The sequence below is a fragment of the Micromonospora violae genome, assembly GCF_004217135.1.
Taxonomy (GTDB): Bacteria; Actinomycetota; Actinomycetes; order Mycobacteriales; family Micromonosporaceae; genus Micromonospora; species Micromonospora violae.
In genome coordinates, this window is the sequence record NZ_SHKK01000001.1 from 1,016,029 (window position 1) to 1,041,097 (window position 25,069).

Annotated in this window: 20 protein-coding genes and 3 rRNA genes; 17 read left to right on the top strand and 6 right to left on the bottom strand. The window is 69.5% G+C overall.

Going from position 1 to position 25,069, the window contains the following annotated elements; all coding sequences use genetic code 11:
* Positions 1 to 40 precede the first annotated feature (40 nt).
* On the bottom strand, positions 41 to 637 hold the full coding sequence (locus EV382_RS04550) for a TetR/AcrR family transcriptional regulator (protein ID WP_130400377.1): 597 nt from the start codon (positions 635 to 637) through the stop codon (positions 41 to 43).
* Here EV382_RS04550 and EV382_RS04555 point away from each other — a divergent pair.
* The 3 genes from EV382_RS04555 to EV382_RS04565 all read left to right on the top strand — a co-directional run bounded on the left by EV382_RS04555 (position 629) and on the right by EV382_RS04565 (position 2,867).
* Complete coding sequence (locus tag EV382_RS04555; protein WP_130400378.1) at positions 629 to 949, top strand: dihydrofolate reductase family protein; 321 nt, start codon at positions 629 to 631, stop codon at positions 947 to 949. The genes EV382_RS04550 and EV382_RS04555 overlap by 9 nt on opposite strands.
* A gap of 143 nt (positions 950 to 1,092) precedes the next feature.
* Positions 1,093 to 2,235 carry an LLM class flavin-dependent oxidoreductase gene (locus EV382_RS04560; protein ID WP_130400379.1) on the top strand — a complete coding sequence of 381 codons (1,143 nt, stop codon included), beginning with the start codon at positions 1,093 to 1,095 and terminating at the stop codon, positions 2,233 to 2,235.
* A complete protein-coding gene (locus EV382_RS04565; protein ID WP_130400380.1) occupies positions 2,232 to 2,867 on the top strand; it encodes an FMN reductase in 636 nt (211 codons plus the stop codon). Before EV382_RS04560 ends, EV382_RS04565 begins: the two co-directional genes overlap by 4 nt.
* Here EV382_RS04565 and EV382_RS04570 read toward each other — a convergent pair.
* The 3 genes from EV382_RS04570 to EV382_RS04580 all read right to left on the bottom strand — a co-directional run bounded on the left by EV382_RS04570 (position 2,860) and on the right by EV382_RS04580 (position 7,431).
* Positions 2,860 to 3,732 (bottom strand): universal stress protein, encoded by an 873-nt coding sequence (locus tag EV382_RS04570; protein WP_130400381.1) that lies wholly within the window; start codon positions 3,730 to 3,732, stop codon positions 2,860 to 2,862. The genes EV382_RS04565 and EV382_RS04570 overlap by 8 nt on opposite strands.
* Before the next feature lie 148 nt (positions 3,733 to 3,880).
* Complete coding sequence (locus EV382_RS04575) at positions 3,881 to 4,771, bottom strand: universal stress protein (protein WP_130400382.1); 891 nt, start codon at positions 4,769 to 4,771, stop codon at positions 3,881 to 3,883.
* 53 nt (positions 4,772 to 4,824) lie between these two features.
* Entirely contained in the window at positions 4,825 to 7,431 is a 2,607-nt protein-coding gene (locus EV382_RS04580) for a cation-translocating P-type ATPase (RefSeq protein ID WP_425271969.1), read from the bottom strand.
* Between the two features lie 167 nt (positions 7,432 to 7,598).
* On the opposite strand from EV382_RS04580, the gene EV382_RS04585 reads away from it, so the two are divergent.
* From EV382_RS04585 to EV382_RS04595, 3 genes are all read left to right on the top strand, one after another.
* The gene (locus EV382_RS04585) at positions 7,599 to 8,099 is read left to right on the top strand and encodes a GNAT family N-acetyltransferase (protein ID WP_130400384.1); all 501 of its coding nucleotides are present in this window, start codon (positions 7,599 to 7,601) and stop codon (positions 8,097 to 8,099) included.
* 9 nt (positions 8,100 to 8,108) lie between these two features.
* A complete protein-coding gene (locus EV382_RS04590) occupies positions 8,109 to 8,750 on the top strand; it encodes a hypothetical protein (RefSeq protein ID WP_130400385.1) in 642 nt (213 codons plus the stop codon).
* Positions 8,751 to 8,904: 154 nt separating this feature from the next.
* Complete coding sequence (locus tag EV382_RS04595; protein ID WP_130400386.1) at positions 8,905 to 10,242, top strand: hemolysin family protein; 1,338 nt, start codon at positions 8,905 to 8,907, stop codon at positions 10,240 to 10,242.
* Between the two features lie 12 nt (positions 10,243 to 10,254).
* Here the strand turns inward: EV382_RS04595 and EV382_RS04600 are convergent, their stop codons facing one another.
* Complete coding sequence (locus EV382_RS04600; protein ID WP_208758561.1) at positions 10,255 to 10,638, bottom strand: PaaI family thioesterase; 384 nt, start codon at positions 10,636 to 10,638, stop codon at positions 10,255 to 10,257.
* A gap of 106 nt (positions 10,639 to 10,744) precedes the next feature.
* Between EV382_RS04600 and tyrS the strand changes: the two genes are divergently transcribed.
* The 7 genes from tyrS (at position 10,745) to EV382_RS04630 (ending at position 21,747) form a co-directional block, all read left to right on the top strand.
* Positions 10,745 to 12,037, top strand: a complete 1,293-nt coding sequence (tyrS, locus tag EV382_RS04605) for a tyrosine--tRNA ligase (RefSeq protein ID WP_130408444.1) — start codon at positions 10,745 to 10,747, stop codon at positions 12,035 to 12,037.
* 645 nt (positions 12,038 to 12,682) lie between these two features.
* Positions 12,683 to 14,197, top strand: a 16S ribosomal RNA gene (locus EV382_RS04610).
* Positions 14,198 to 14,579: 382 nt separating this feature from the next.
* Positions 14,580 to 17,689, top strand: a 23S ribosomal RNA gene (locus EV382_RS04615).
* A gap of 87 nt (positions 17,690 to 17,776) precedes the next feature.
* Positions 17,777 to 17,893 (top strand): 5S ribosomal RNA (gene rrf / locus EV382_RS04620).
* Together the 16S, 23S and 5S rRNA genes form the textbook arrangement of a ribosomal RNA operon.
* A gap of 142 nt (positions 17,894 to 18,035) precedes the next feature.
* A complete protein-coding gene (locus EV382_RS32565) occupies positions 18,036 to 19,709 on the top strand; it encodes a hypothetical protein (RefSeq protein WP_165435683.1) in 1,674 nt (557 codons plus the stop codon).
* A gap of 20 nt (positions 19,710 to 19,729) precedes the next feature.
* A complete protein-coding gene (locus EV382_RS04625; protein ID WP_244236533.1) occupies positions 19,730 to 20,719 on the top strand; it encodes a tetratricopeptide repeat protein in 990 nt (329 codons plus the stop codon).
* Positions 20,716 to 21,747, top strand: coding sequence for an HAD-IIA family hydrolase (locus EV382_RS04630; RefSeq protein ID WP_130400387.1), 1,032 nt, complete (start codon positions 20,716 to 20,718; stop codon positions 21,745 to 21,747). The genes EV382_RS04625 and EV382_RS04630 overlap by 4 nt, the downstream gene beginning before the upstream one ends.
* 13 nt (positions 21,748 to 21,760) lie before the next feature.
* Here EV382_RS04630 and EV382_RS04635 read toward each other — a convergent pair whose 3' ends face one another.
* Positions 21,761 to 22,099: an SCP2 sterol-binding domain-containing protein gene (locus EV382_RS04635; protein WP_130400388.1), complete on the bottom strand. Its 339-nt coding sequence runs from the start codon at positions 22,097 to 22,099 to the stop codon at positions 21,761 to 21,763.
* Between the two features lie 111 nt (positions 22,100 to 22,210).
* Here EV382_RS04635 and EV382_RS04640 point away from each other — a divergent pair, with 111 nt between their 5' ends.
* The 4 genes from EV382_RS04640 (at position 22,211) to EV382_RS04655 (ending at position 25,018) form a co-directional block, all read left to right on the top strand.
* Positions 22,211 to 22,813, top strand: a complete 603-nt coding sequence (locus tag EV382_RS04640) for a phasin family protein (RefSeq protein ID WP_130400389.1) — start codon at positions 22,211 to 22,213, stop codon at positions 22,811 to 22,813.
* The gene (locus EV382_RS04645; RefSeq protein ID WP_130400390.1) at positions 22,810 to 23,121 is read left to right on the top strand and encodes a hypothetical protein; all 312 of its coding nucleotides are present in this window, start codon (positions 22,810 to 22,812) and stop codon (positions 23,119 to 23,121) included. Before EV382_RS04640 ends, EV382_RS04645 begins: the two co-directional genes overlap by 4 nt.
* Before the next feature lie 39 nt (positions 23,122 to 23,160).
* On the top strand, positions 23,161 to 24,024 hold the full coding sequence (locus tag EV382_RS04650) for a TlyA family RNA methyltransferase (protein ID WP_130400391.1): 864 nt from the start codon (positions 23,161 to 23,163) through the stop codon (positions 24,022 to 24,024).
* Between the two features lie 109 nt (positions 24,025 to 24,133).
* Positions 24,134 to 25,018 carry an NAD kinase gene (locus tag EV382_RS04655; RefSeq protein WP_091407282.1) on the top strand — a complete coding sequence of 295 codons (885 nt, stop codon included), beginning with the start codon at positions 24,134 to 24,136 and terminating at the stop codon, positions 25,016 to 25,018.
* The last annotated feature ends 51 nt before the right edge of the window (positions 25,019 to 25,069 follow it).

The window sequence follows — 25,069 nt, forward strand, 5'->3', positions numbered from 1 at the left end:
ACGGTCGGGTGCCGGGCCGCGCCGGGCGGTGGTCGTCGTCCTACGACCTGCCGGTGGTCGGCGTCTCGGGTGGGAGGATCCGGTCGACCAGGTCGGCGATCATTTCGTCGCGCGGAAACGGCGCGAGCACCTCGGGCAGGGTGAGGTCGTCGATGAGCAGGCCGCTCATGGCGAGATAGAGCAGCAGCACTGTGGTCTGGTCGCCGGGCAGCGCGGCGTCGAGGTGGAACCGGATGCTGTCCTGGAGGTTCGCGCTGAACACCTCGGTGAGCGCCGTCTGGAGCTCTGGGCGTCGAGTGGCCTCCAGGCGCAGCTCCAGCATGGCCAGGTAGCTGCTCCGATCCCGCTGAAGCCGGCCGTACAGCTCCCGCATCAACTGGGTGACCAGGGCGCGGGTCGGCGGCGCCTGCATGGTCACGCTCACCTCCGCGTCCACCGGGGCCAGGCGTTCCCGGGTCCGCTGGGTCACCTGGCCGAGCAGATCGTCCCGGTTGGTGAAGTAGTTCGACGTCGTGCCGGTGGGCACCGACGCCGCCGCGTCGACGGCCCGGAAGGTCAGCCCCCGTGACCCCTCGCGGGCGAGCACCTCGATGGCGGCGTCGAGCAGCGCCGTACGCCGGGCCGGGTTCTGACGCATGAGACCTCCAGGCATGCTCAGGTTGACACTACTCCAAGTGTAGTACTACGTTCAGACCACTTCATGCGAAGTGCTTTAATCGTCCGGAAGCTCAAGCAGGAGGACGGGCAGGACATCTGGCTCTGCGGTGGTGGGCACCTGGCCCGCCAGTTGCTGCCGGAGATCGACGAGCTGGTGGTCAAGCGGTACCCGCTGGTTGTCGGTGCCGGCATCTCGATGTTCGACGGGCCCTTCAATCCGGCCCGCTTCACCGTCGCCAGCACTCGGACCTTCGAGTCCGGCGTTGCCATCAGCACGTACATCCGGACGTGAGCCGGGGTGTCTCCCCGGCTCGGCCGCGAGTGACCGGGGCCACCGGCGGGCCCGCCACTGGCGGAATAGTTGCGTCGTCAAATAAGTTGTGAGGTGCGTCCGGGCGACAGGAATGACCCGGTTCTAGCCGCAGGGAGCTGGTCATGCAGTTCGGAATCTTCACCGTCGGCGATGTCACGGTCGACCCGACCACCGGTCGGGAGCCGACCGAGCATGAGCGGATCAAGGCGATGGTCGCGATCGCGTTGAAGGCCGAGGAGGTCGGCCTGGACGTCTTCGCCACCGGCGAGCACCACAACCCGCCGTTCGTGCCGTCGTCGCCGACCACGATGCTCGGCTACATCGCGGCCCGCACCGAGCGGCTGCTGCTGTCCACCGCCACCACGCTGATCACCACCAACGACCCGGTGAAGATCGCCGAGGACTACGCGATGCTCCAGCACCTGTCCGGCGGCCGGGTGGACCTCATGATGGGTCGCGGCAACACCGGCCCGGTCTACCCGTGGTTCGGCAAGGACATCCGCGCCGGCATCCCCCTGGCCATCGAGAACTACGACCTGCTGCGCCGGCTGTGGCGCGAGGACGTGGTCGACTGGAAGGGCAAGTACCGCACCCCGTTGCAGTCGTTCACCTCGACACCGCGCCCGCTCGACGGAGTGCCCCCGTTCGTCTGGCACGGCTCGATCCGCAGCCCGGAGATCGCCGAGCAGGCCGCCTACTACGGCGACGGCTTCTTCGCCAACCACATCTTCTGGCCCAAGGAGCACACCCAGCGGATGATCGGGCTCTACCGCCAGCGGTACGCGCACTACGGCCACGGCTCGGCCGACCAGGCCATCGTCGGCCTCGGTGGGCAGGTGTTCATGCGCCGCAACTCGCAGGACGCGGTCCGGGAGTTCCGGCCCTACTTCGACAACGCCCCGGTCTACGGGCACGGGCCGTCGCTGGAGGAGTTCACCCGGGAGACCCCGCTGACCGTGGGCAGCCCGCAGCAGGTCATCGACCGCACGCTCGGCTTCCGGGAGTACGTCGGTGACTACCAGCGGCAGCTGTTCCTGATGGACCACGCGGGGTTGCCGCTGAAGACCGTGCTGGAGCAGCTCGACCTGCTCGGCGAGGAGGTCGTGCCGGTGCTGCGCAAGGAGTTCGCCGCGCTGCGTCCGGCGCACGTGCCGGCAGCGCCGACGCACACCTCGCTGGTCGCCGCGGCGGGCGGCGCGAAGGACAGCACCGTGCACGCCGTCGACGACGTGACGGGCAAGGCACCGGAGGGGGCGACCCGATGACCCGGCGCACCCTGGCCGTGGTCTCGGCGGGGCTGAGCCAGCCCTCGTCGACCCGGCTGCTCGCCGACCAACTCGCCGCGGCCACCCGCGACGAGTTGGTCCGGCGCGGCCACGAGGTGGAGCTGCACGTCGTCGACCTGCGGGAGTACGCCCACGACGTGGTCAACAACATGCTCACCGGGTTCGCGCCGGCAGCGCTGCGCGAGGTCATCGACACGGTGACCGGGGCGGACGGGATCATCGCCGTCACCCCGATCTTCAGCGCCTCGTACAACGGGCTGTTCAAGTCCTTCTTCGACGTGTTGGATTCCGAGTCGCTGATCGACCGGCCGGTGCTGATCGGTGCCACCGGCGGCACCGCCCGGCACTCCCTCGCTCTGGAGCACGCCGTCCGCCCGATGTTCGCCTACCTTCGGTCGGTGGTGGTCCCGACCGCGGTCTTCGCCGCACCGGAGGACTGGTCCGACGGCACCGCCGACGGCGCGTTGCGCGGCCGGATCCGGCGCGCCGCCGGTGAGCTGGCCGACCAGATCGAGCACCGGCCACCGGCCACCGGCCCGGCCGACCCGTTCGCCCTCACCACCGATTTCCTGCAACTGCTCGACCGAGGTGACGACACGCCGGTCAGCTGACCGGGTGGGCGACCAGCACCGGACAGGGTGCGTGCTGGATCGCCGCCTGGCTGACCGACCCGAGCAGCAGACCGGCGAACCCGGCCCGGCCCCGGGTGCCCACGACCAGCAGCGACGCCGTGCCGCTGGCCTCGATGAGCCCCTCGGCCGCGCCGGCCGCCCGGACCGGATGCTCCCGCACCACCAGGTCGGGATGCGCGGCGCGCACCACGGTCGAGGCGTCGGCCAGGAGCCGCACCGCCTCGGCCTGGTACGCGGCCTGCGACTCCTCGATCTCCTCCGGCACCGCCCGGGCCCCGTCCGCCGGGCCGACGTGCACCAGCACCAGCGGTACGTCCCGCCGCGCCGCCTCGTCAGCGCCGAGGCCCACGGCGACCCGGGACGACTCGGACCCGTCGACGCCGACCAGCACCGGCCCGTCCACCGGGATCGGCTGCTCTTCCGGGCGGACCACCAGCACGGGGCAGTGCGCGTGCGCGGCCACCTGCGCCCCGACCGAGCCGAGGAGCAGCCCGGCGAACCCGCCCCGACCACGGCTGCCCACCACGACCAACTCCGCCCGACGGGACTCCTCGACCAGGGTGGCGCCCGGGCCGCCGGCGACCTGACGCACCTCGACGGCGAGGCCCGGCCACCGCCCGGTCAGCTCGGCCGCCGTATGCTCCAACATCTTCTGCGCCTCGTCGGAGGGCACCGGCACCCCGACGTCGTACGGGTTGATCGGCACGCCGTACCCGAGCGGATGCAGGTAACCGTGCACCAGGAGCAGCGGTCGGGACCGCAGCAGCGCGGCGCGCGCCGCGTGTTCGGCGGCGACGAGGCTGGACGGCGATCCGTCCACGCCCACCACGACAGGTCGGTTCATCGGCGCTCCCTGGGTCGGTCAGGTCATTGTCGGCGTTGCCCGGCCGCCGTGGCGTCGAACGCGCCGGCCCGGGCCGACCGCCGCCGCCGGCGTCGGAGCACTCTGAGCCGGGCCGGAGCACTGGTGCGCGCCGCCGGGCCACCGGGTGTCAGCCCTGCTGAGTCTCGCGGCGACGCCGGACGACCACCACCGGGCTGTGTGCGTGATGCAGCACCGCGTGGCTCACCGAGCCGAGCAGCATGCCGGCCAGCGCGCCCCGACCGCGTGCCCCGACCACGGTGAGCTGCGCGGCGGCCGACTCCTCGACGAGGACCTTCGCCGGCCCGCCGTACGTGACGCGGCGCCGCACCGGCACGTCCGGGTACCGCTCGCACCAGCCGGCGAGGGCCTCGGCGAGCATCCGCTCCTCCTCGGCGGCGAGCGCTTCCACGTCGTACGCCACCGGCAGGAGGTCGCTCGGCGGGACCGGGATGATCCAGGCGTGCACGGCGAGCAGCTCGGTGCCCCGCAACGAGGCCTCGTCGAAGGCGAAACCCAGCGCCTGGTCGGACCGGGGCGAGCCGTCCACCCCGACCAGGACCGGCCCGTCGGCACGGGCCTCACCCTTGACGACGAGCACCGGGCAGTCGGCGTGGGCGGAGACCTGCACCGCGACCGAACCCATCAGCAGTCCGCCGAAACCGCCCAGGCCCCGGCTTCCGAGCACCAGCAGCGCCGCGTCCCGGGCCTCGGCCAGGAGCACCGGCGTGGCCGCACCGTCGACCACCGCGCCGGTGACGGCGACGTCCGGCGTGACCTTGCCGGCCTCGGTCACGGCCTCGGCGACCACCTGCTCGGCCTGTTGGCGAAGCCCGGCGTGCAGGGGAGCGCCCGGTGCCGGCGCGAGCGACACGTCGTAGAGCGGCCAGATGAACGCGTGCACCACCCGCAGCGGGCGGGCTCGCGTCACGGCTTCCCGGGCGGCGACCCGCACCGCCTCCAGTGCGGATGTCGAACCGTCCACGGCCACCACCACGGGGGCACCGGATCTGCTGGTCATCACGTCCTCCTTCGTTCGTCCGTCTTCATCCTCGTCGGGTGCCGGCCCGACGGTCAGGGGCGGACGGCAAGGGGGCGGGGGCCGTTGGTCCCGTCATCGCCTCGGTCGGCGTCGGTGGCCGACGATCGGGTCAGCCGCAGCACCAGCCCCGGCAGTACGCTGACCGCCGCGCAGGCCAGCAGCACGCTCGGTGCCAGCGGTTCGGTGCCGAGCAGGTCCCGCAGCGGAGCGAGTAGTACCCCACCGACCTGCAGCAGCGCCGACACCGCGACCGCGACGAGCAGGCCGGGGTTTCCGCTTCGGGTGCCCGCCGGCCGGGGTGCCCGGACGGCCAGTGCCACACCGAGTTGGGCGAGCCCGAGCACCACGAAGACCACCGACTGCCAGGGCAGGTCCCGGTAAGCGGCGAACACCCCGGCGCCGAGCACGACGGCGGCGATCAGCGCGCCGGTGAGCAGGACGTCGCGACCGAGCCCGGCGCCGAGCACCGATTCCTGCGGTGAGCGAGGTGCTCGGCGCAGCGTCCCGGGTTCGGCCGGCTCCGCGCCGAGTGCCACCCCGGGGACCCCGTGGGTCAGCAGGTTGATCCAGAGGATCTGGGCGGGCAGCAGCGGTACGGGCAGACCGAACAGCGGACCGATCAGCATCACCAGGATCTCCGCCACCCCACCGGAGAGGGCGTACCGCAGGAACCTGCGGATGTTGTCGTAGATGCGCCGGCCCTCGCCGATCGCGTTGGCCACGGTGCTCAGGTCGTCGTCGACGAGCACCAGGTCGGCGGCCTGCCGAGCGACCTCGGTGCCGCCTCCCATGGCCACCCCGATGTCGGCGCGGCGCAGCGCTGGCGCGTCGTTGACCCCGTCGCCGGTCATCGCCACCACCTCGCCGCGGGCCTGCAGACCGGCGATGATGTCGAGCTTCTGCTCCGGCTGGGTCCGGGCGAAGATCCGGGTGTCCGGGTGCGGCGTCTGGTCGTCGTCGCCGTTGGCGAGGGGGTCGCCGGCGCGCCAGAGGCCGAGACGACCACCGATCGCGGTGGCCGTGGCCGGGTGGTCCCCGGTGATCAGCAGCAGCCGTACCCCGGCGAGGTCGAAGCTGTCCGCGACCCGCAGGGCGCCCTCGCGCAGCGGGTCGCCCACGGCGACCAGTCCCATCGGCCGCAACCCGGTGGGGGAGGCGGGGTCGGGCACGGTCTCCACCAGGGCGGCGGCGACGGCGAGCACCCGCAACCCTTCGGTGGCCAACCGGTGGGCGGTGCTCGTCAATTCGGCGATCTCCTCCTCGGTGGCGTCGAGCAGCGGTGCGCCGAGGAGACTCTCCGGGGCGCCCTTGCAGACCACCAGGTAGCGCTGGTCGTAGGAGCGGTGCACGGTGACCATCCGGCGTTGCGCCTGGTCAAAGGGGTGATCGGCGACCCGGGGCCAGGCCGTGCGGGTGGCCTGCGGGTCGAGGCCACAGCGGGCGGCGAAGGCGACGAGCGCCGCTTCGAGCGGGTCACCCACGGCGCCCCACTCGGGTCGCTCGTCGTCCGGCGGCGACAGCGCGGCGTCGTTGCAGAGCAGCCCGGCCCGCGCCAGTTGGCGCAGCCCGTCCGGTACGGCCACCGCCTCCCCGTCCCGGTGCACGGTGCCGGTCGGGGCGTACCCGCTGCCGGTGACGCCGAAGCGGGTGCCGTCGCCCGTGACGGCCTGCTGCACCGCCATCCGCCCCTCGGTGAGGGTGCCGGTCTTGTCGGAAGCGATCACCGTGACCGAGCCGAGAGTCTCGACCGCGTGCAGTTGACGGGGGATGGCGTGCGCGGCAGCCATCCGACGCGCGCCCAGTGCCAGGGCCAGCGTCACCACGGCCGGGAGCGACTCGGGCACCGCGGCGACCACCAGGCTCACCGCTGTGATCGCCATGTCGACAACGGGCCGCCCGCCGACCACCCCGATGACGAAGACCAATCCGGACAGGGCCACCGCGACCAGCCCGAGCACCCGACCCAGGGCGGAGAGTCGGCGTTGCAGCGGAGTGCTGGTCGGCCGGGTGCCCGCGACCAGGGCGCTGATCCGACCGAGAGCGCTCGCGGCTCCCGTGCGCACCACGGTGCCGGTCGCCCGGCCGATGGTGACGACCGTCCCGGCCAACGCCTCCTCACCGGCGGTACGTGCGACCGTCACCGACTCGCCGGTCAGTGCGGACTCGTCCAGGTGCAGCCGGCTCGCCTCGATCACTGACAGGTCGGCCGGGACGACGTCGCCCGCCTCGACCCGGACCAGGTCACCCCGTACGAGGTCGGCGGCGGGCACCACCAGTTCCCGTCCCTCGCGGACCACCCGTGCGGTGGGCGCGGCGAGTTGGTCCAGCGCGGCGATGGCGCGGTCGGCGCGTACCTCCTGCACCACGCCAATCACGGTGTTCACCAGGACGACCAGGAAGATCACCGCGGTGTCCGGGTAGTCGCCGAGCGCCGCGGTGACGGCCGCCGCGGCGAGCAGCAATGCCACCAACGGGTCGGTGAGCTGGTGCAGGATCCGTGCGGTCACCGGCTGGCGTGGTGGCGGAGCGACAGTGTTGGGGCCGGTGGCGCGCAGACGGGCGGCTGCCTCGGCCGCGTCGAGCCCCACCGACACGTCCACATCAACGGGGTCCACCAGGATCCCGTCTCGTCCGCCGATCGTTGTCACCAGTGACCTCCCCGTCCCGCGCGGCGCGCCACTGGCCGCCGTCGCGTCCCACCATCCCGCTGCCCGATCACAGCGGACAGAGGCGTTGCACCTGTGGGGCCCGGGACCAAAGACCCGTCAGCGAGCCGCGGCGGCCCGCGGTTGCGTACCCTCGTCCGGTGACTTCTGAGCTGTGGCTGCGCCCGGTCCGTGAGGATGACCTCGTCGAGTTCTTCCGGCACCAGCAGGACCCGGAGGCCAACCGGATGGCCGCGTTCGGCCCCAAGGACCCGACCGACCGCCGTGAGTTCGCCCAGCACTGGATCCGGGTGCTGACCAACCCGGCGAACCTGGTCCGCACCATCGAGGTCGACGGCGACGTGGTCGGCTACGTGAGCGCCTTCCCGGTCGGCGACCAGACCGAGGTCAGTTACTGGATCGACCCGACGCGCTGGGGCCGCGGTCACGCCACGGCGGCCCTGACCGCCCTGCTGCGCGAGCTGCCCCGGCCGGTGCACGCCCGCGCCGCCAAGGACAACGCCGCCTCCCTCGCGGTGCTGCGCAAGTGCGGCTTCGTGGTGGTCGGCGACGACTCGGGGTACGCCAACGGTCGCGGCGAAGACGTCGAGGAGTGGCTGCTGGAGCTGCCCGCCGATGCCTCTGACCTGGGCGGGCACTAGTCTCGCGGAGTGAACTGGTTGGATCTCGTCGGCTGGGCCGGCTCCGCGGTGCTGGTCTGGTCGCTGCTGCAGTCGCGCATCCTGCGGCTGCGCGCGCTCAACCTCATCGGCTGCTTCGTGCTGATCGGCTACAACGCCGCGATCGAGGTCTGGCCCGGGGTCGGGCTCAACGTCGTGCTCGCGGCGATCAACATCTGGTACCTGCGCGGGATGCTCGCCACCCGACACGACGAGAAGACGTACCAGGTGGTGGAGGTCGGCGTCGGCGACCAGTTCCTCGCGCACACGCTGCGGGTGCACGCCGCCGACATCAACCGGTTCAACCCTGGCTTCCGCTGGGACCCGGACGCGTCCGGGTGCTCGGCGTTCCTCGTGGTCACGGCCGACGAGGTGGTGGGGGTGGTGCTGTCGCACGCCGAGACACCCGGCGTCGCCCAGATCGACCTGGACTACGTGACCCCGAAGTTCCGTGACTTCACCCCTGGCGAGTTCGTCTACCGGCGCAGCCACCTGTTCACCGAACGCGGCTTCCACCGGGTGGTCAGCCCGCCCCGGATGGTCGCCCCCTACTACCACCGGCTCGGCTTCCGCCCCGAGGGCGACTCGTACGTCCTCGACCTGCCGGCGTCACCGACCAGCGCCACGGCCTAGCCAACCTCGACGCCCACTCGGCGTTTGCGTCACCCGGGCAGGATTCGGCCAGGGCCGGACGGGGCACAGACAACGCCTACGCCGGGCGGTTCACCGACCGGCGGGCGCCGCGCGGACCGACCGGCGTCACCACCGGAGAGGGAGCGAACCGGGCGTGCAGAGCTACGGGAGCCAACTGGCCCTGGTCGGAATCCTGGTCGTGATCAACGCGCTCTTCGCCGGCAGCGAGATGGCGCTGGTGTCACTGCGGGACAGCCAGATCCAACGGTTGGAACGCACCAGTCGAGGCGGGCGGGTGCTGGCCCGACTCGCCAAGGACCCGAACCGCTTCCTGGCCACCATCCAGATCGGCATCACCCTCGCCGGTTTCCTGGCCTCCGCCGCCGCGGCGGTCTCGCTGGCCAAACCCCTCGTGCCGCTGCTCGGGGTGTTCGGCGGCGCCGCCGAGACGGTGGCGATCGTGGCGGTCACCCTCGCGCTGACCTTCGTCACCCTGGTCTTCGGCGAGCTGGCGCCCAAGCGAATCGCCATGCAGGCCGCCGAGCGGTGGGCGCTGCTGGTGGCCCGCCCGCTCGACCTGCTCGCCAGCCTCACCCGCCCGGCCGTCTGGGCGCTCGGCGCCACCAGCGACCTGGTCGTGCGCCTGGTCGGGCTCAACCCGAAGCACGAGCCGGAGGAGATCGGCCCGGACGAGCTGCGCGACATCGTCGCCGGTAACCACGGCTTCACCAAGGAGCAGCGCACCATCATCGCGGGTGCCGTGGAGATCGCCGACCGGCGGTTGCGGGCTGTCCTCGTACCCCGCTTGCAGGTCTTCACGCTCGACAGCGGGACCACCGCGGAGGCCGCGCGGCTCGTGCTGGCCGCCACCGGGCACTCCCGTGCGCCGGTGGTGCGCCACGGGGGCCTGGACGACACGGCCGGAGTGATCCACCTTCGTGACCTGGTGGGCGTGCCCGACGACCGCCCGGTGGACGAGATCGCCCGACCGCCGATGCTGCTGCCCGACTCGCTACCGGTCGTGGACGCGCTGCGTCAGTTCAAGGCCGAGCGTCAGCACATCGCGCTCGTCGTGGACGAGCGCGGCGCCGTCGACGGCATCGTGACGCTGGAGGACATCCTGGAGGAGATCGTCGGCGAGATCTACGACGAGACCGACCGGGACGGCTATTCGGTGCGCCGCGACCCGGACGGCGCGCTGCTGCTGCCGGGCACCTTCCCGGTGCACGACCTCCCCGACGTCGGCGTGGAGCTGCCGTCGCGCCCGGCGGGCGACTACACCACCGTCGCCGGGCTGGTGCTGGCCCGGCTCGGGCACATCCCCACCGTCGCCGGCGAGGACGTCACGCTGGACGGCTGGGTGCTGGTCGTGGCCGGCATCGACCACCGGGCCATCACCGAGGTACGCCTGAGCCGCGTGCCCGACGAGGCTGACACCGACACCGACGCTGCCACCGACGCCGAGCCGGTGCTGGACGAGGCGCGCAGCTGAGGGCCGGGGCGCTCAGTCGTTGGCGAGGTTCTGCAGACGGACCTGCCCACGGGCGACCAACCGCTCGTCGGCGTCGGTGATCTCCACCTGCCAGAGCTGCTGGCTACGGCCCCGGTGCACAGGAGTGCCCACCGCCCGCAACTCGCCCTCGCGGACGGCCCGCAGGAAGTCGGTCTGGTTCGACACCCCCACGACCCTGCCCCGGTCGGCCAGCCACAGCGCGCCGCCGATGCTGGCGGCGGTCTCCACGGCCGCGCAGTACACGCCGCCGTGCTGGATGCCGTACGGCTGGTGCAGCTCCGGCCGGACCTGCCAACTGACGACCACCCGATCGGCGCTCGCCTCCTCGAACTTCAGACCGAGCAGGGCGACGAGCCCACCCGTCACGTCCGGCATCTCCACGGAGAACTCCTCCTCGATCAACAGGGCGCAAGCCTAACCGTGGCGGGTTGGACGAAACCCGGTACGGGTCGACGTGGGCGATGGGGGAGAATCGGTGACCGTGACCGACAGCAGCCTCCCGCCCACCGGGCGGGCCTCCCTGACCGATGACCTGCTCTGGCGTGGCCTCATCCAGGACTCGACCGGCCTCGATGAGCTGCGCGAGCTGCTCGACGGCGGGAGCGCCGCCACCTATTACGTGGGCTTCGACCCGACCGCGCCGAGCCTGCACGTCGGCCACCTCATGCAGGTCACCATGGCCCGCCGGCTGCAACTCGCCGGCCACCGCCCGTTGCTGCTCGTCGGCGGGGCGACCGGCCAGATCGGCGACCCGAAGGAGACCGCCGAGCGCACGCTCAACCCACCTGAGGTGATCGCCGGCTGGGTCGAGGGGATCCGCGACCAGCTCGCGCCCTTCGTGTCGTACACGGGTGAGAACGCGGCGCAGCTGGTCAACAACCTGGACTGGACCGGCGAGATGTCGGTGGTCGAGTTCCTGCGCGACGTGGGCAAGCACTTCCCGGTGAACAAGATGCTGGCGCGGGAGGTGGTGCGGGCCCGCTTGGAGACCGGCATCAGCTTCACCGAGTTCAGCTACCAGCTGTTGCAGTCGAACGACTTCTTCGAGCTGCACCGCCGCCACGGCTGTCAGCTCCAGTTCGGCGGTTCCGACCAGTGGGGCAACATCACCGCCGGCGTCGACTACGTCCGCCGACGGGGGGCCGGGCCGGTGCAGGCGTTCACCACGCCGCTGGTCACCAAGTCCGACGGCACGAAGTTCGGCAAGACCGAGGGCGGCGCGGTCTGGCTCGACCCCACGATGACCAGCCCGTACGCGTTCTACCAGTTCTGGCTCAACGTCGAGGACGGCGAGGTGGACCGCTACCTGCGGTACTTCAGCTTCCGCACCCGCGACGAGTTGGAGGAGCTGGCGAAGGCGACCGCCGAACGGCCGGCGGCCCGGTTGGCGCAGCGGGCGCTCGCCGAGGAGTTGACCACCCTCGTGCACGGCGCCGACGAGACCCGACAGGCGATCGCCGCCAGCCAGGCGCTCTTCGGTCGCGGTTCACTGGACGAGTTGGCACCGGAGACCCTGCGCGCGGCCCTGACCGAGGCCGGCCTCGTACGCCTCACCGGCGAATTGCCGGATGTGGCAGGTCTGCTGCGGGACTCCGGGCTGGTGAACGGCCTCAAGGAGGCCCGGCGAGTCATCGCCGAGGGTGGCGCCTACGTCAACAACAACCGGGTGACCGAGGTGGACGCCAAGGTGTCGCCGGCCGATCTGCTGCATGGGCGATACCTGGTGCTACGTCGGGGCAAGCGGTCGTTCGCGGGCGTTGAGCTGGGCGAATAGCCGTCTGTCGACGGTGTGACGGGCGACGCGTCCGGCGGATTTGACGATCATCCCGCCGGACGCGTAACTTTCTCTCTGCCAGCGCGGAACGGACGAAACAGGCGAAAGCCTGAAACGGCCGGAGCGCCGGCCCAACGGCCTGGGGGTCGGGTGGGCATGCCCACCGGAGCCCCAACCGGGAGGTGCCACCAGAAACGCCGCGAGGCGGATTTGGCGCGGCGAAACCGACCGGGTATGGTTACGAGCCGGCAGGGCACCGGGCGGGTCGCGGGAAATCGCGACGGCCGGCCTGCTGGAACCCATGACGACTGCGGCGCAAGCCGGTCGAGACATGGTGCCCGCATTAATCGGGTGAAGCATGGCGAACCGCGAAATACCGGTTTGACACGGCGGAAACGAGCGGGTAACGTAGTAAAAGTGCCTGGCGCTGAAAGCGCCGGGGGCGCGGTTCGGAAAAGCCCCGGGATGGGTGCCGCTGTGTGTGGTGCTTTGATCGGTGTGTGGTTGTTCTTTGAGAACTCAACAGGGTGCTTGTAAAGCCAGTGCCAATTATGATTTATACCCCGGACTGGTCAGGCTTCGGTTTGGCTGGTTGGGATTCCTTTGGCAACAATTTGTTTGTTGTCAGGATTGTTTTCCAATTTTTTGTTGGAGAGTTTGATCCTGGCTCAGGACGAACGCTGGCGGCGTGCTTAACACATGCAAGTCGAGCGGAAAGGCCCTTCGGGGTACTCGAGCGGCGAACGGGTGAGTAACACGTGAGCAACCTGCCCCAAGCTTTGGGATAACCCTCGGAAACGGGGGCTAATACCGAATATTACTGCTGGTCGCATGGCTGGTGGTGGAAAGTTTTTCGGCTTGGGATGGGCTCGCGGCCTATCAGCTTGTTGGTGGGGTGATGGCCTACCAAGGCGACGACGGGTAGCCGGCCTGAGAGGGCGACCGGCCACACTGGGACTGAGACACGGCCCAGACTCCTACGGGAGGCAGCAGTGGGGAATATTGCACAATGGGCGGAAGCCTGATGCAGCGACGCCGCGTGAGGGATGACGGCCTTCGGGTTGTAAACCTCTTTCAGCAGGGACGAAGCGAGAGTGACGGTACCTGCAGAAGAAGCACCGGCCAACTACGTGCCAGCAGCCGCGGTAAGACGTAGGGTGCGAGCGTTGTCCGGATTTATTGGGCGTAAAGAGCTCGTAGGCGGCTTGTCGCGTCGACCGTGAAAACTTGGGGCTCAACCCCAAGCCTGCGGTCGATACGGGCAGGCTAGAGTTCGGTAGGGGAGACTGGAATTCCTGGTGTAGCGGTGAAATGCGCAGATATCAGGAGGAACACCGGTGGCGAAGGCGGGTCTCTGGGCCGATACTGACGCTGAGGAGCGAAAGCGTGGGGAGCGAACAGGATTAGATACCCTGGTAGTCCACGCTGTAAACGTTGGGCGCTAGGTGTGGGGGGCCTCTCCGGTTCCCTGTGCCGCAGCTAACGCATTAAGCGCCCCGCCTGGGGAGTACGGCCGCAAGGCTAAAACTCAAAGGAATTGACGGGGGCCCGCACAAGCGGCGGAGCATGCGGATTAATTCGATGCAACGCGAAGAACCTTACCTGGGTTTGACATGGCCGCAAAACCTCCAGAGATGGGGGGTCCTTCGGGGGCGGTCACAGGTGGTGCATGGCTGTCGTCAGCTCGTGTCGTGAGATGTTGGGTTAAGTCCCGCAACGAGCGCAACCCTCGTTCGATGTTGCCAGCGCGTTATGGCGGGGACTCATCGAAGACTGCCGGGGTCAACTCGGAGGAAGGTGGGGATGACGTCAAGTCATCATGCCCCTTATGTCCAGGGCTTCACGCATGCTACAATGGCCGGTACAATGGGCTGCGATACCGTGAGGTGGAGCGAATCCCAAAAAGCCGGTCTCAGTTCGGATCGGGGTCTGCAACTCGACCCCGTGAAGTCGGAGTCGCTAGTAATCGCAGATCAGCAACGCTGCGGTGAATACGTTCCCGGGCCTTGTACACACCGCCCGTCACGTCACGAAAGTCGGCAACACCCGAAGCCGGTGGCCCAACCCTTGTGGAGGGAGCCGTCGAAGGTGGGGCTGGCGATTGGGACGAAGTCGTAACAAGGTAGCCGTACCGGAAGGTGCGGCTGGATCACCTCCTTTCTAAGGAGCACCTTCCGACGAAAGTCGGTAAGGAGCCCGCGCTGCCCGAATGTGGTGGTGGGGTGCTCAGATGGCGGAGACACTGGCAAGTTTTTCCTCGGCAACGGCCGGGATCGCTTAGTACAGCCGCCCCTTGGGGTGGTGGGAACGGATCGGTTCTGGTGCGGCTGAGAAAGAATGTAAGCACCCTGTTGGGTCCTGAAAGAACAACCAGTGGTTGTTTCTTTCGGAGCCGTAGCGAGCCTGTGGGTTCGTGAGGTTGCCAGGCATGGCCTGGCTCCACATACCGCTGGTCTGAGAGGGCCGGGTTTTGGTGTGGGGCTGTTGGGGTTGTGGGTTGGTCGTTTGTTGAGAATTGCACAGTGGACGCGAGCATCTTTGTGGTCAAGTTGTCAAGGGCGAACGGTGGATGCCTTGGCACCAGGAGCCGATGAAGGACGTGGGAGGCCGCGATAGGCCTGGGGGAGCTGTCAACCAAGCTGTGATCCCAGGGTGTCCGAATGGGGAAACCTGGCACCAGTCATGTGGTGTCACCCACACCTGAACACATAGGGTGTGTGGAGGGAACGCGGGGAAGTGAAACATCTCAGTACCCGTAGGAAGAGAAAACAATTTAGTGATTCCGTGAGTAGTGGCGAGCGAAAGCGGATTGAGGCTAAACCGGCTGCGTGTGATACCTGTCAGGGGTTGCGTGGTCGGGGTTGTGGGACCCTGCTGAGTGTACTGACATGCACTCGAGAAGTTACAAAGTCAGTGGCTAGTCGAACAGTCTGGAATGGCTGACCGTAGACGGTGAGAGTCCGGTAGGTGAAAGTTGCTGACCTTCTGTGGGTGTTCCCGAGTAGCGGCGGACCCCTGAAATCTGCCGTGAATCTGCCAGGACCACCTGGTAAGCCTAAATACTTCCTGGTGACCGATAGCGGACGAGTACCGTGAGGGAATGGTGAAAAGTACCCCGGGAGGGGAGTGAAATAGTACCTGAAACCGTTCGCCTACAATCCGTCGGAGCCTTGCGGGGTGACGGCGTGCCTTTTGAAGAATGAGCCTGCGAGTTAGTGGCATGTGGCGAGGTTAACCCGTGTGGGGGAGCCGTAGCGAAAGCGAGTCTGAATAGGGCGATTCAGTCGCGTGTCCTAGACCCGAAGCGGAGTGATCTAGCCATGGGCAGGCTGAAGCGCGGGTAAGACCGCGTGGAGGGCCGAACCCACCAATGTTGAAAAATTGGGGGATGACCTGTGGTTAGGGGTGAAAGGCCAATCAAACTCCGTGATAGCTGGTTCTCCCCGAAATGCATTTAGGTGCAGCGTCGCGTGTTTCTTGCCGGAGGTAGAGCACTGGATGGTCTAGGGGGCCCACAAGCTTACCGAAATCAGCCAAACTCCGAATGCCGGTAAGTGAGAGCGCGGCAGTGAGACTGCGGGGGATAAGCTTCGTAGTCGAGAGGGAAACAGCCCAGATCACCAGCTAAGGCCCCTAAGCGTGTGCTAAGTGGAAAAGGATGTGGGGTCGCATAGACAACCAGGAGGTTGGCTTAGAAGCAGCCACCCTTTAAAGAGTGCGTAATAGCTCACTGGTCAAGTGGTTCCGCGCCGACAATGTAGCGGGGCTCAAGCACACCGCCGAAGCTGTGGCATTCACATTTTATCCTCGCTTGGACGTGATTCCTTGTGCAGGTGTGTGGATGGGTAGGGGAGCGTCGTGCCGCGAGTGAAGCAGCGGGGTGACCCAGTTGTGGACGCGGCACGAGTGAGAATGCAGGCATGAGTAGCGAAAGAAGGGTGAGAAACCCTTCCGCCGGATGACCAAGGGTTCCAGGGCCAGGCTAATCCGCCCTGGGTGAGTCGGGACCTAAGGCGAGGCCGAGAGGCGTAGTCGATGGACAACGGGTTGATATTCCCGTACCCGCGAAAGAGCGTCCCTGATGAACCTCGTTGTGCTAACCACCCAAACCATCCAAGACCTTCGGGTTGAGGGTGGGGAGCGTGGGAACCTGGCGGGTAGTAGTCAAGCGATGGGGTGACGCAGGAAGGTAGCTGAGCCCGGCCGGTGGTTGTGCCGGGGTAAGCGTGTAGGCCGTGGTGTAGGCAAATCCGCACCACATGAAGGCTGAGACGTGATGCCGAGCCGATTCAGGTGAAGTCAGTGATCCTATGCTGCCGAGAAAAGCCTCTAGCGAGTTCTTAGCGGCCCGTACCCCAAACCGACACAGGTGGTCAGGTAGAGAATACCGAGGCGATCGGGCGAACTGTGGTTAAGGAACTCGGCAAATTGCCCCCGTAACTTAGGGAGAAGGGGGGCCGGAGACGTGAAGCCCCGCGCGGGTGGAGCGTTGTATGGCCGCAGAGAGCAGGGGGAAGCGACTGTTTACTAAAAACACAGGTCCATGCGAAGAAGTAATTCGATGTATATGGACTGACGCCTGCCCGGTGCTGGAACGTTAAGGGGACCTGTTAGCTCTTCGGGGCGAAGCGGAGAACTTAAGCGCCAGTAAACGGCGGTGGTAACTATAACCATCCTAAGGTAGCGAAATTCCTTGTCGGGTAAGTTCCGACCTGCACGAATGGCGTAACGACTTCCCCACTGTCTCAACCACAGGCCCGGCGAAATTGCAGTACGAGTAAAGATGCTCGTTACGCGCGGCAGGACGGAAAGACCCCGGGACCTTTACTATAGCTTGACATTGGTACTCGAATTAGCTTGTGTAGGATAGGTGGGAGCCGGTGAAGTCCATACGCCAGTATGGGTGGAGGCAATCTTGAAATACCACTCTGGTTGATTTGGGTATCTAACTTCGGACCGTTATCCGGTTCAGGGACAGTGTCTGGTGGGTAGTTTAACTGGGGCGGTTGCCTCCTAAAAGGTAACGGAGGCGCCCAAAGGTTCCCTCAGCCTGGTTGGCAATCAGGTGTTGAGTGCAAGTACACAAGGGAGCTTGACTGTGAGACTGACAGGTCGAGCAGGGACGAAAGTCGGGACTAGTGATCCGGCACTTGCGAGTGGAAGCGGTGTCGCTCAACGGATAAAAGGTACCCCGGGGATAACAGGCTGATCTTCCCCAAGAGTCCATATCGACGGGATGGTTTGGCACCTCGATGTCGGCTCGTCGCATCCTGGGGCTGTAGCAGGTCCCAAGGGTTGGGCTGTTCGCCCATTAAAGCGGTACGCGAGCTGGGTTTAGAACGTCGTGAGACAGTTCGGTCCCTATCCGCCGTGCGCGTAGGATACTTGAGAAGGGCTGTCCCTAGTACGAGAGGACCGGGACGGACGAACCTCTGGTGTGCCAGTTGTCCTGCCAAGGGCACGGCTGGTTAGCTACGTTCGGAAGGGATAACCGCTGAAAGCATCTAAGCGGGAAGCCTGCTTCAAGATGAGGTATCCCACCCACCTTGGTGGGGTAAGGCCCCCAGCTAGACGACTGGGTTGATAGGCCGGAAATGTAAGCCCGGTAACGGGTTCAGTTGACCGGTACTAATAGGCCGAGGACTTGACTACTAAGCTGCTACGCGTCCACTGTGCAACTCTGAACGAGCGAACACCCACGTGATGTGTGCCCGGGGTTGTTTGATATGTTCATAGAGTTACGGCGGTCATGGCGGAGGGGAAACGCCCGGTTACATTCCGAACCCGGAAGCTAAGCCCTCCAGCGCCGATGGTACTGCACTCGTGAGGGTGTGGGAGAGTAGGACGCCGCCGGACAATCTTCCAGTCGAGGGCCGCCCCATCCGGGTCGGCCCTCGACTGCGTAGCGCCATTGGTGGCGCAATCAGGAAGGATGTACCTGTGAGTTCAGGACCGCAGGGCGGAGATCGTCCCCGTCGTTACGAAGACCGTACTGACGGTGCGGGCGGACGCGACCGCGGCCCGCGCCGCGATGACCGAGACCGACCCCGGGGAGACCGCGACAGCGGCGGCGCTCGAGGCGGATACGCCGGCGGCCGGGACTCTGGCTCCCGTGGTGGTGACCGGGACAGCTCGCGCTACGGCGCCCCCCGTGAGGGCGGCTACCGCGGCGGCGACCGCCGTGAGGGTGGTTTCCGGGGCGGCGACCGCGACGGTTCGCGTTCCGGTGCTCCGCGTGAGGGCGGTTTCCGGGGCGGCGACCGCTCGGGCGCTCCCCGCGACGGTGGGTTCCGGTCCGGCGCTCCCCGCGAGGGTGGCTTCCGTGGCGGCGACCGTGATGGGGCGCGCTCGGGCGGCCCGCGCGAAGGCGGGTTCCGTGGCGGCGACCGCGACGGTGGTTTCCGCGGAGGCGATCGCCGCGAGGGTGGTTTCCGTGGTGGCGACCGCTCGGGCGCGCCGCGTGAGGGTGGCTTCCGTGGCGGTGACCGCGATGGTGGTTTCCGTGGTGGTGACCGTCGTGAGGGTGGTTTCCGCGGTGGCGACCGGGACGGTTCGCGTTCGGGCGCTCCCCGCGAGGGTGGCTTCCGTAGCGGTGACCGCGATGGCGGTTCCCGGGGCGGTGACCGCCGTGAGGGTGGTTTCCGGGGCGGCGACCGGGACGGTGGTTTCCGGGGTGGTGACCGCCGCGAGGGTGGTTTCCGGGGCGGTGACCGCGATGGTGGTTTCCGTGGTGGTGACCGCCGTGAGGGTGGTTACCAGGGTGGCGACCGGACTCGCTCCGGGCCGCCGCGTGAGGGTGGCTTCCGCAGCGGCGACCGTGACGGTGGCTTCCGGGGCGGTGACCGCCGTGAGGGCGGTTTCCGGGGCGGCGACCGGGACGGTGGCTTCCGGGGTGGTGACCGCCGCGAGGGTGGTTTCCGGGGCGGTGACCGCGATGGTGGTTTCCGTGGTGGTGACCGCCGTGAGGGTGGTTACCAGGGTGGCGACCGGACTCGCTCCGGGCCGCCGCGTGAGGGTGGCTTCCGCAGCGGCGACCGTGACGGTGGCTTCCGGGGCGGCGACCGGCGTGAAGGCGGTTTCCGTGGTGGCGACCGGGACGGTTCGCGCTCGGGTGCTCCGCGTGAGGGCGGTTTCCGAGGCGGCGACCGGGACGGTGGTTTCCGTGGTGGTGACCGCCGTGAGGGTGGTTACCAGGGTGGCGACCGGACTCGCTCCGGGCCGCCGCGTGAGGGTGGCTTCCGCAGCGGCGACCGTGACGGTGGCTTCCGGGGCGGCGACCGGCGTGAAGGCGGTTTCCGTGGTGGCGACCGGGACGGTTCGCGCTCGGGTGCTCCCCGCGAGGGTGGCTTCCGGGGCGGCGACCGCCGCGAGGGCGGTTTCCGTGGTGGCGACCGGGACGGTTCGCGGTCCAGCGCTCCGCGCGAGGGCGGCTTCCGGGGCGGTGACCGCCGTGAGGGTGGCGACCGCCGTGAGGGTGGCTACCGGGGCGGAGAGCGCAGCGGGGGCTTCCGGGCCGACGAGCGGCCGCGTCGCGAGGGGGAGTTCCGTCGCGACGACCGCGCGGGTGGCTCCGAGTCGTTTGAGGGCGGGCGTAGTTCGGCCCCGGCACTACCGGACGACATCGTCGCGACCGACCTCGACAAGGACGTTCGCGCTGAGCTGCTCTCGCTGAACAAGCCGGTCGCCGAGACGGTGGCCCGGCACCTGGTCGCCACCGGACAGCTGATCGACGAGGACCCGGCCGAGGCGTTGGCGCACGCGCTGGCCGCCCGGCGGCTCGCGTCGCGCATCTCCGCTGTCCGTGAGGCGGTCGGCCTGGCCGCGTACCACGCGGGGGAGTGGCAGTCGGCGATCGCCGAGCTGCGCACGTACCACCGGATGAGCGGGTTGCAGAGCCACCTGGCCGTGCTCGCGGACTGCGAGCGGGCCCTCGGCCGGCCGGAGCGGGCCATCGACCTGTTCCGCGGCGCGGACCGGGAGAAGCTCGACCAGGCCGTGGCGATCGAGCTGCTGATCGTCGCCGCCGGCGCGCGGGGTGACCTCGGGCAGAAGGACGCCGCGGTCGCGATGCTCCAGGTCCCGGACCTCACCAGCGAGGCCACCGCGCCGTGGACGGCCCGGCTGCGGTACGCGTACGCCGACGCGCTGCTCGCGGTGGGTCGGCGCGATGAGGCCCGCGAATGGTTCTCCCGCGCTGCCGACGTGGACACCGAGGGCGAGACCGACGCCGCCGAGCGGCTGCTTGAGCTCGACGGTGTGGTCATCGAGGGTGACGACGAGGACGAGGCGGCCGAGGAGGTCGCGGCCGGCCCGGGCGCTCCCGGCGCGGTGCCGGCCCGCCCCGATGCCGACCTGGCCGGCACCGAGACCGACGAGGACGCCGACGACTTCGACGAAGACGACGCCGAAGACGACGAAGACGACGAAGACGACGAAGACGACGAAGACGAGGACGAGGACTTCGACGACGACGAGGAGGACGCCGCAGTCGGGCGTCCCGGCGACGACGAAGGCTTCGACGACGAGGACGAGGACCGGCACCCCAGCGGGAGCGGCGACGCCGACGCGGACACCGCTGGCGACAGCGGCGTGACGTCCGGCACGACGGCGGACGGGGACGCGGCGGACGCCGACCCGACCGCGCCGGCCCGGGATGACGAGTCAGGGTCGACGCAGCGGTGAGCGCGGGCGTGGGGGAGCGGCTGGTCGACGGGTACACCCTGGTCGTCTTCGACCTGGACGGCGTTATCTACCTGATCGACCGGCCGATCCCCGGCGCCGTCGAGGCGGTGGCCCGGCTGCACGCCGAGGGGCGTGGGGTGGCGTACGCCACCAACAACGCGTCCCGCCGGTCCAGCGAGGTCGCGGACCTGCTGACCGGGATGGGTGTGCCGGCCCGGCCGGAGGAGGTGCTCACCTCCGCCGCCGCTTCGGCCGAGTTGCTGCGCGACCGGCTGCCCGCCGGCGCGTCGGTGCTGGTGGTCGGCGCGGAGGCGCTGCGCGCGGAACTGCGCGCGGTCGGTCTGACCCCGGTCACCCAGGCCGACGAGAAGCCGGCGGCGGTGGTGCAGGGGTACGGCCCGCAGGTCGGTTGGGCTGACCTGGCCGAAGCGTCCATCGCGGTGCGGGCGGGTGCGATCTGGATCGCCACCAACACCGATCGGACCCTGCCCAGTGGGCGGGGACCGCTGCCCGGCAATGGTTCGCTGGTCGCCGTGCTGCGTACGGCGCTGGAGCGGGATCCCGACGTGGTCGTCGGCAAGCCGGAGCCAGCGCTGTTCGAAACCGCCGCCCGGCGCAGCGGCGGTGGGCGGAGCCTGGTGGTCGGTGACCGGCTGGACACCGACATCGAGGGTGCCCGCCGGGCCGGGCTGGACAGCCTGCTCGTGCTCACCGGCGTCAGCGGCGTACCGGAGCTGCTGGCCGCCGAGCCGCAGCGTCGTCCTACGTACGTCGCGAGGGACCTGGCGGGGCTCTTCGACCCGGCTGCTGCGGTGCGGGTCCCGGGCCCGGCGGACGCTGGCGGTTGGTCCGTGACCGACCGGGACGGCACGTTGGAGCTGACCGGGTCGGGTCGGGCGCTGGATGCCCTGGCCGCGCTCTGCGCGGTGGCCTGGGCTGCGCCGGTGCCGAAGCTGCCGAAGATCCGCCCGGTGGGCCCGGACGCGGCGCACGCGGTGGAGAGTTTCGGTCTGAGCGCGTCGGCCTGAGCCGAGGTGGTCGTCAGAGCAGCTTGCGCAGCTTGAGCAGGTCGAACGGGTTCGCCTTGATCGACACCCGGCGGGAGGTCACCGCGCTGGTGACGTCCAGGTCGCCGCGGACCAGGGCGAGCAGGTCGTCGCTGGAGGCGCTCAGCGCGATTTTCGCCTTCGGGTCGTCACCGTCGGCCAGCTCGACCAGCCGGCCGCCCGTGATCCGCCCGTGGAAGGCGGTCTCCAGGTCGGTGATCCGGCAGGCCAGTGTCCGGTCCAGGTCGATCCGTTCGCGTACCGTCTCGGCGTTGCGATCCAACCGGGCGGCCAGCTCCTGCAACGCCTGCCGGCACTCGTCCACGCTGGCCACATCGCCTCCTCGCTGATCGCCACGCCGTCCTCGGCACCGTACCGCACGGGTCGGTCCGAGGTGCCCGGTAGCGTGACACCTGCACACCCCGCCCCGTGGAAGGACTCAGGCATGCAGGACGCGTGGCGCGCCTACCTCGAGCTGGCCATGGGCCTTGCGGAGGCGCCTCGGAAGAAGGCTCAGGACGTGGCACGTCGCCTCGTCGGCTCCGGCGGTGCGACCGCCGCTCAACTCCAGGCCCTCGGCGAGGAACTGGTCACCACCGGCGCGGCCAACCGGGAGGCGCTGACCAAGCTGGTCCGCTTCGAGGTCGACCGGGCCCTCGGCGCGGTCGGTCTGGCCACCGCCGACGAGGTGGCCGAGCTGACCCGGCGAGTACACGACCTGGAGCGACAGCTGCGGGAGGCCCGGTCCGCCGAACCGGCCGGCGCGCCGAGCGCCCCGCCCACGGCACAACCCGACCCGACCGCCGCCGCGCGGCCCGGCGACGCTCTCGTGCCGTCCGACGCCCCGGCGGGTGCCCCCGTCTCCGCGCCGGTGGCGAAGAAGGCCGTCGCGAAGAAGGCCGTCGCGAAGAAGGCGGTGGCGAAGAAGGCCATCGCCAGGAAGCCGCCGGCGACGATCAGCCGCAGCGCCGACGAGGACGTCCCGACGCCGGCGGCGATGCCCGCCAAGAAGGCGGTCCGCAAGCGGCGACCGGACGACGCCGAATGAGCCGGCCCACTCCACCGCCCGGCGCGTCCTTCCCGGCCCGGCCCGGTCCGCCGGCTGGCGGGTCGTTTCCGGCCCGGCCCGGTCCGCCGGCTGGCGGGTCGTTTCCGGCCCGCCCTGGTCCGCCACCGGACGCCCGCCCCGGGCCGCCGCCGGATTTCGGCGACGACGAGACGCGGCACCCGGCGGTGGACGCCGCCGTGCGGGCCATCGCCAACGCGGCGACGCTCGCCCCCGCCGACCAGATCGCCCAGTACGAGGCGGCCTACGAGACACTGCGGGAAACCCTCGCCACCATCGACCAGACCTGAGCGGGACGACCAGGCCTGAACAGACCGGAGAACCACCCCATGGCACGTCGTAACCGGCTGGACGCCGAACTCGTCCGCCGCGGTCTGGCCCGCTCTCGTGAGCAGGCCGCCGCGTTGGTGGAGGCTGGCAGGGTCCAACTGCGGGGCGTGGTCGCCCGCAAGGCGGCCGCGATGGTCGACCCCGCCGACCCGCTCCTGGTGACCGGTGCGGACCCGGCCGAGGAGTACGTCTCCCGGGGCGGGCACAAGCTCGCCGGTGCGCTGGCCGCGTTCGCCCCCGGTGGGCTGCGCGTCGCCGGGCGGCGATGCCTGGACGCGGGAGCGTCGACCGGTGGGTTCACCGACGTGCTGCTGCGCGCCGACGCCGCCGAGGTGGTGGCCGTGGACGTCGGCTACGGGCAGCTCGCCTGGCCGCTGCGTACGAACGAGCGGGTGCGGGTTCTGGAGCGCACCAATGTTCGTACCCTCGACGCGGACGCGATCGGCGGCCAGGTCGACCTCACGGTGGCCGACCTGTCGTTCATCTCGCTGCGGCTGGTGCTGCCGGCGCTGGCCGGCTGCACCCGCGACGACGGTGACCTGGCACTGATGGTGAAGCCGCAGTTCGAGGTCGGCAAGGAACGAGTCGGCGCCGGCGGCGTGGTCCGCGATCCGGAGTTGCGCGCCGAAGCGGTGCTGGATGTGGCCGCGACGGCCGCCGGGCTCGGCCTCGGGCTGGCCGACGTGGCGGCCAGTCCGCTGCCCGGGCCGAGCGGCAACGTGGAGTTCTTCGTATGGTTGCGCCGGGGCGCACCGGCGGCCGACCCGCAGCGGGTGCGGGCCGTGGTGGCGGCCGGGCCGGACGGCTTGACGACGGCCGGCGACGTGCCGGACGCGGCGGCGGCGGAGGAGGTCGCAGGGTGAACGTGCACAGCGAGGGCGCCGCACCGGGCCGCGCGGTGACACGCGGCCGTGGCACGGCGACGGTGCCGGTGGCGCGCCGCCGCCCGGTCCGGGATGGGCGGGCCGCCCGGTGAGCCGGACCGCGCTGTTGGTGACCCACACCGGCCGTCGACGCAGCACCGAGCATGCCCGGTCGGTCGCCGCCGACCTGATCGACGCGGGGTTCGAGGTACGGGTGGTCGCCGACGAGGCCGACGACCTCGACCTGCCCGGTGTGGTGCCGGTCGCCGGCCCGCAGGCCGCCGAGGGCGCCGAGATCGTCTTCGCGCTCGGTGGGGACGGCACCTTCCTGCGCGCCGCCGAGCTGGCCCGGCCGGCGAAGGCACCGCTGCTCGGCATCAACCTCGGCAAGGTCGGCTTCCTGGCGGAGGCGGAAATCGACGACCTGGACACCGCCGTCCGCGACGTCGTCGGCCGTAACTACACGGTCGACGAGCGGCTCACCCTGGATGTGACGGCCGAGTTCGACGGTGGCCCGACCATCGAGTCCTGGGCGCTCAACGAGATCAGCATCGAGAAGGGCGAGCGGGCCCAGATGCTCGAGCTGCTCGTCGACGTGGACGGCCGGCCGCTGTCACGTTACGGCTGCGACGGTGTCGTCTGCGCCACGCCGACCGGCTCCACCGCGTACGCGTTCTCCGGTGGCGGCCCGGTGGTCTGGCCGGAGGTGGAGGCGTTGCTGCTGGTGCCGATCAGCGCGCACGCGTTGTTCAGCCGTCCACTGGTCACCGCCCCGACGTCCACCTTCGTGATCACCGTTGACCCGTTCACCACCCTCGCGGTGCTCTCCTGCGACGGCCGGCGGGTCTACGACCTGCCTCCCGGTGCGCGGGTGACGGTGCGCCGAGGTGCCCTGCCAGTACGCATCGTGCGGCTGCGTCCCCGCCCGTTCACCGACCGCCTGGTGGCCAAGTTCGGTCTCCCCGTGCACGGGTGGCGCGGCAGCCGTCGGTGACCGTGGCACCCACTGACGGTGGACACGGGTTGTCCACCTGACGACATGTCG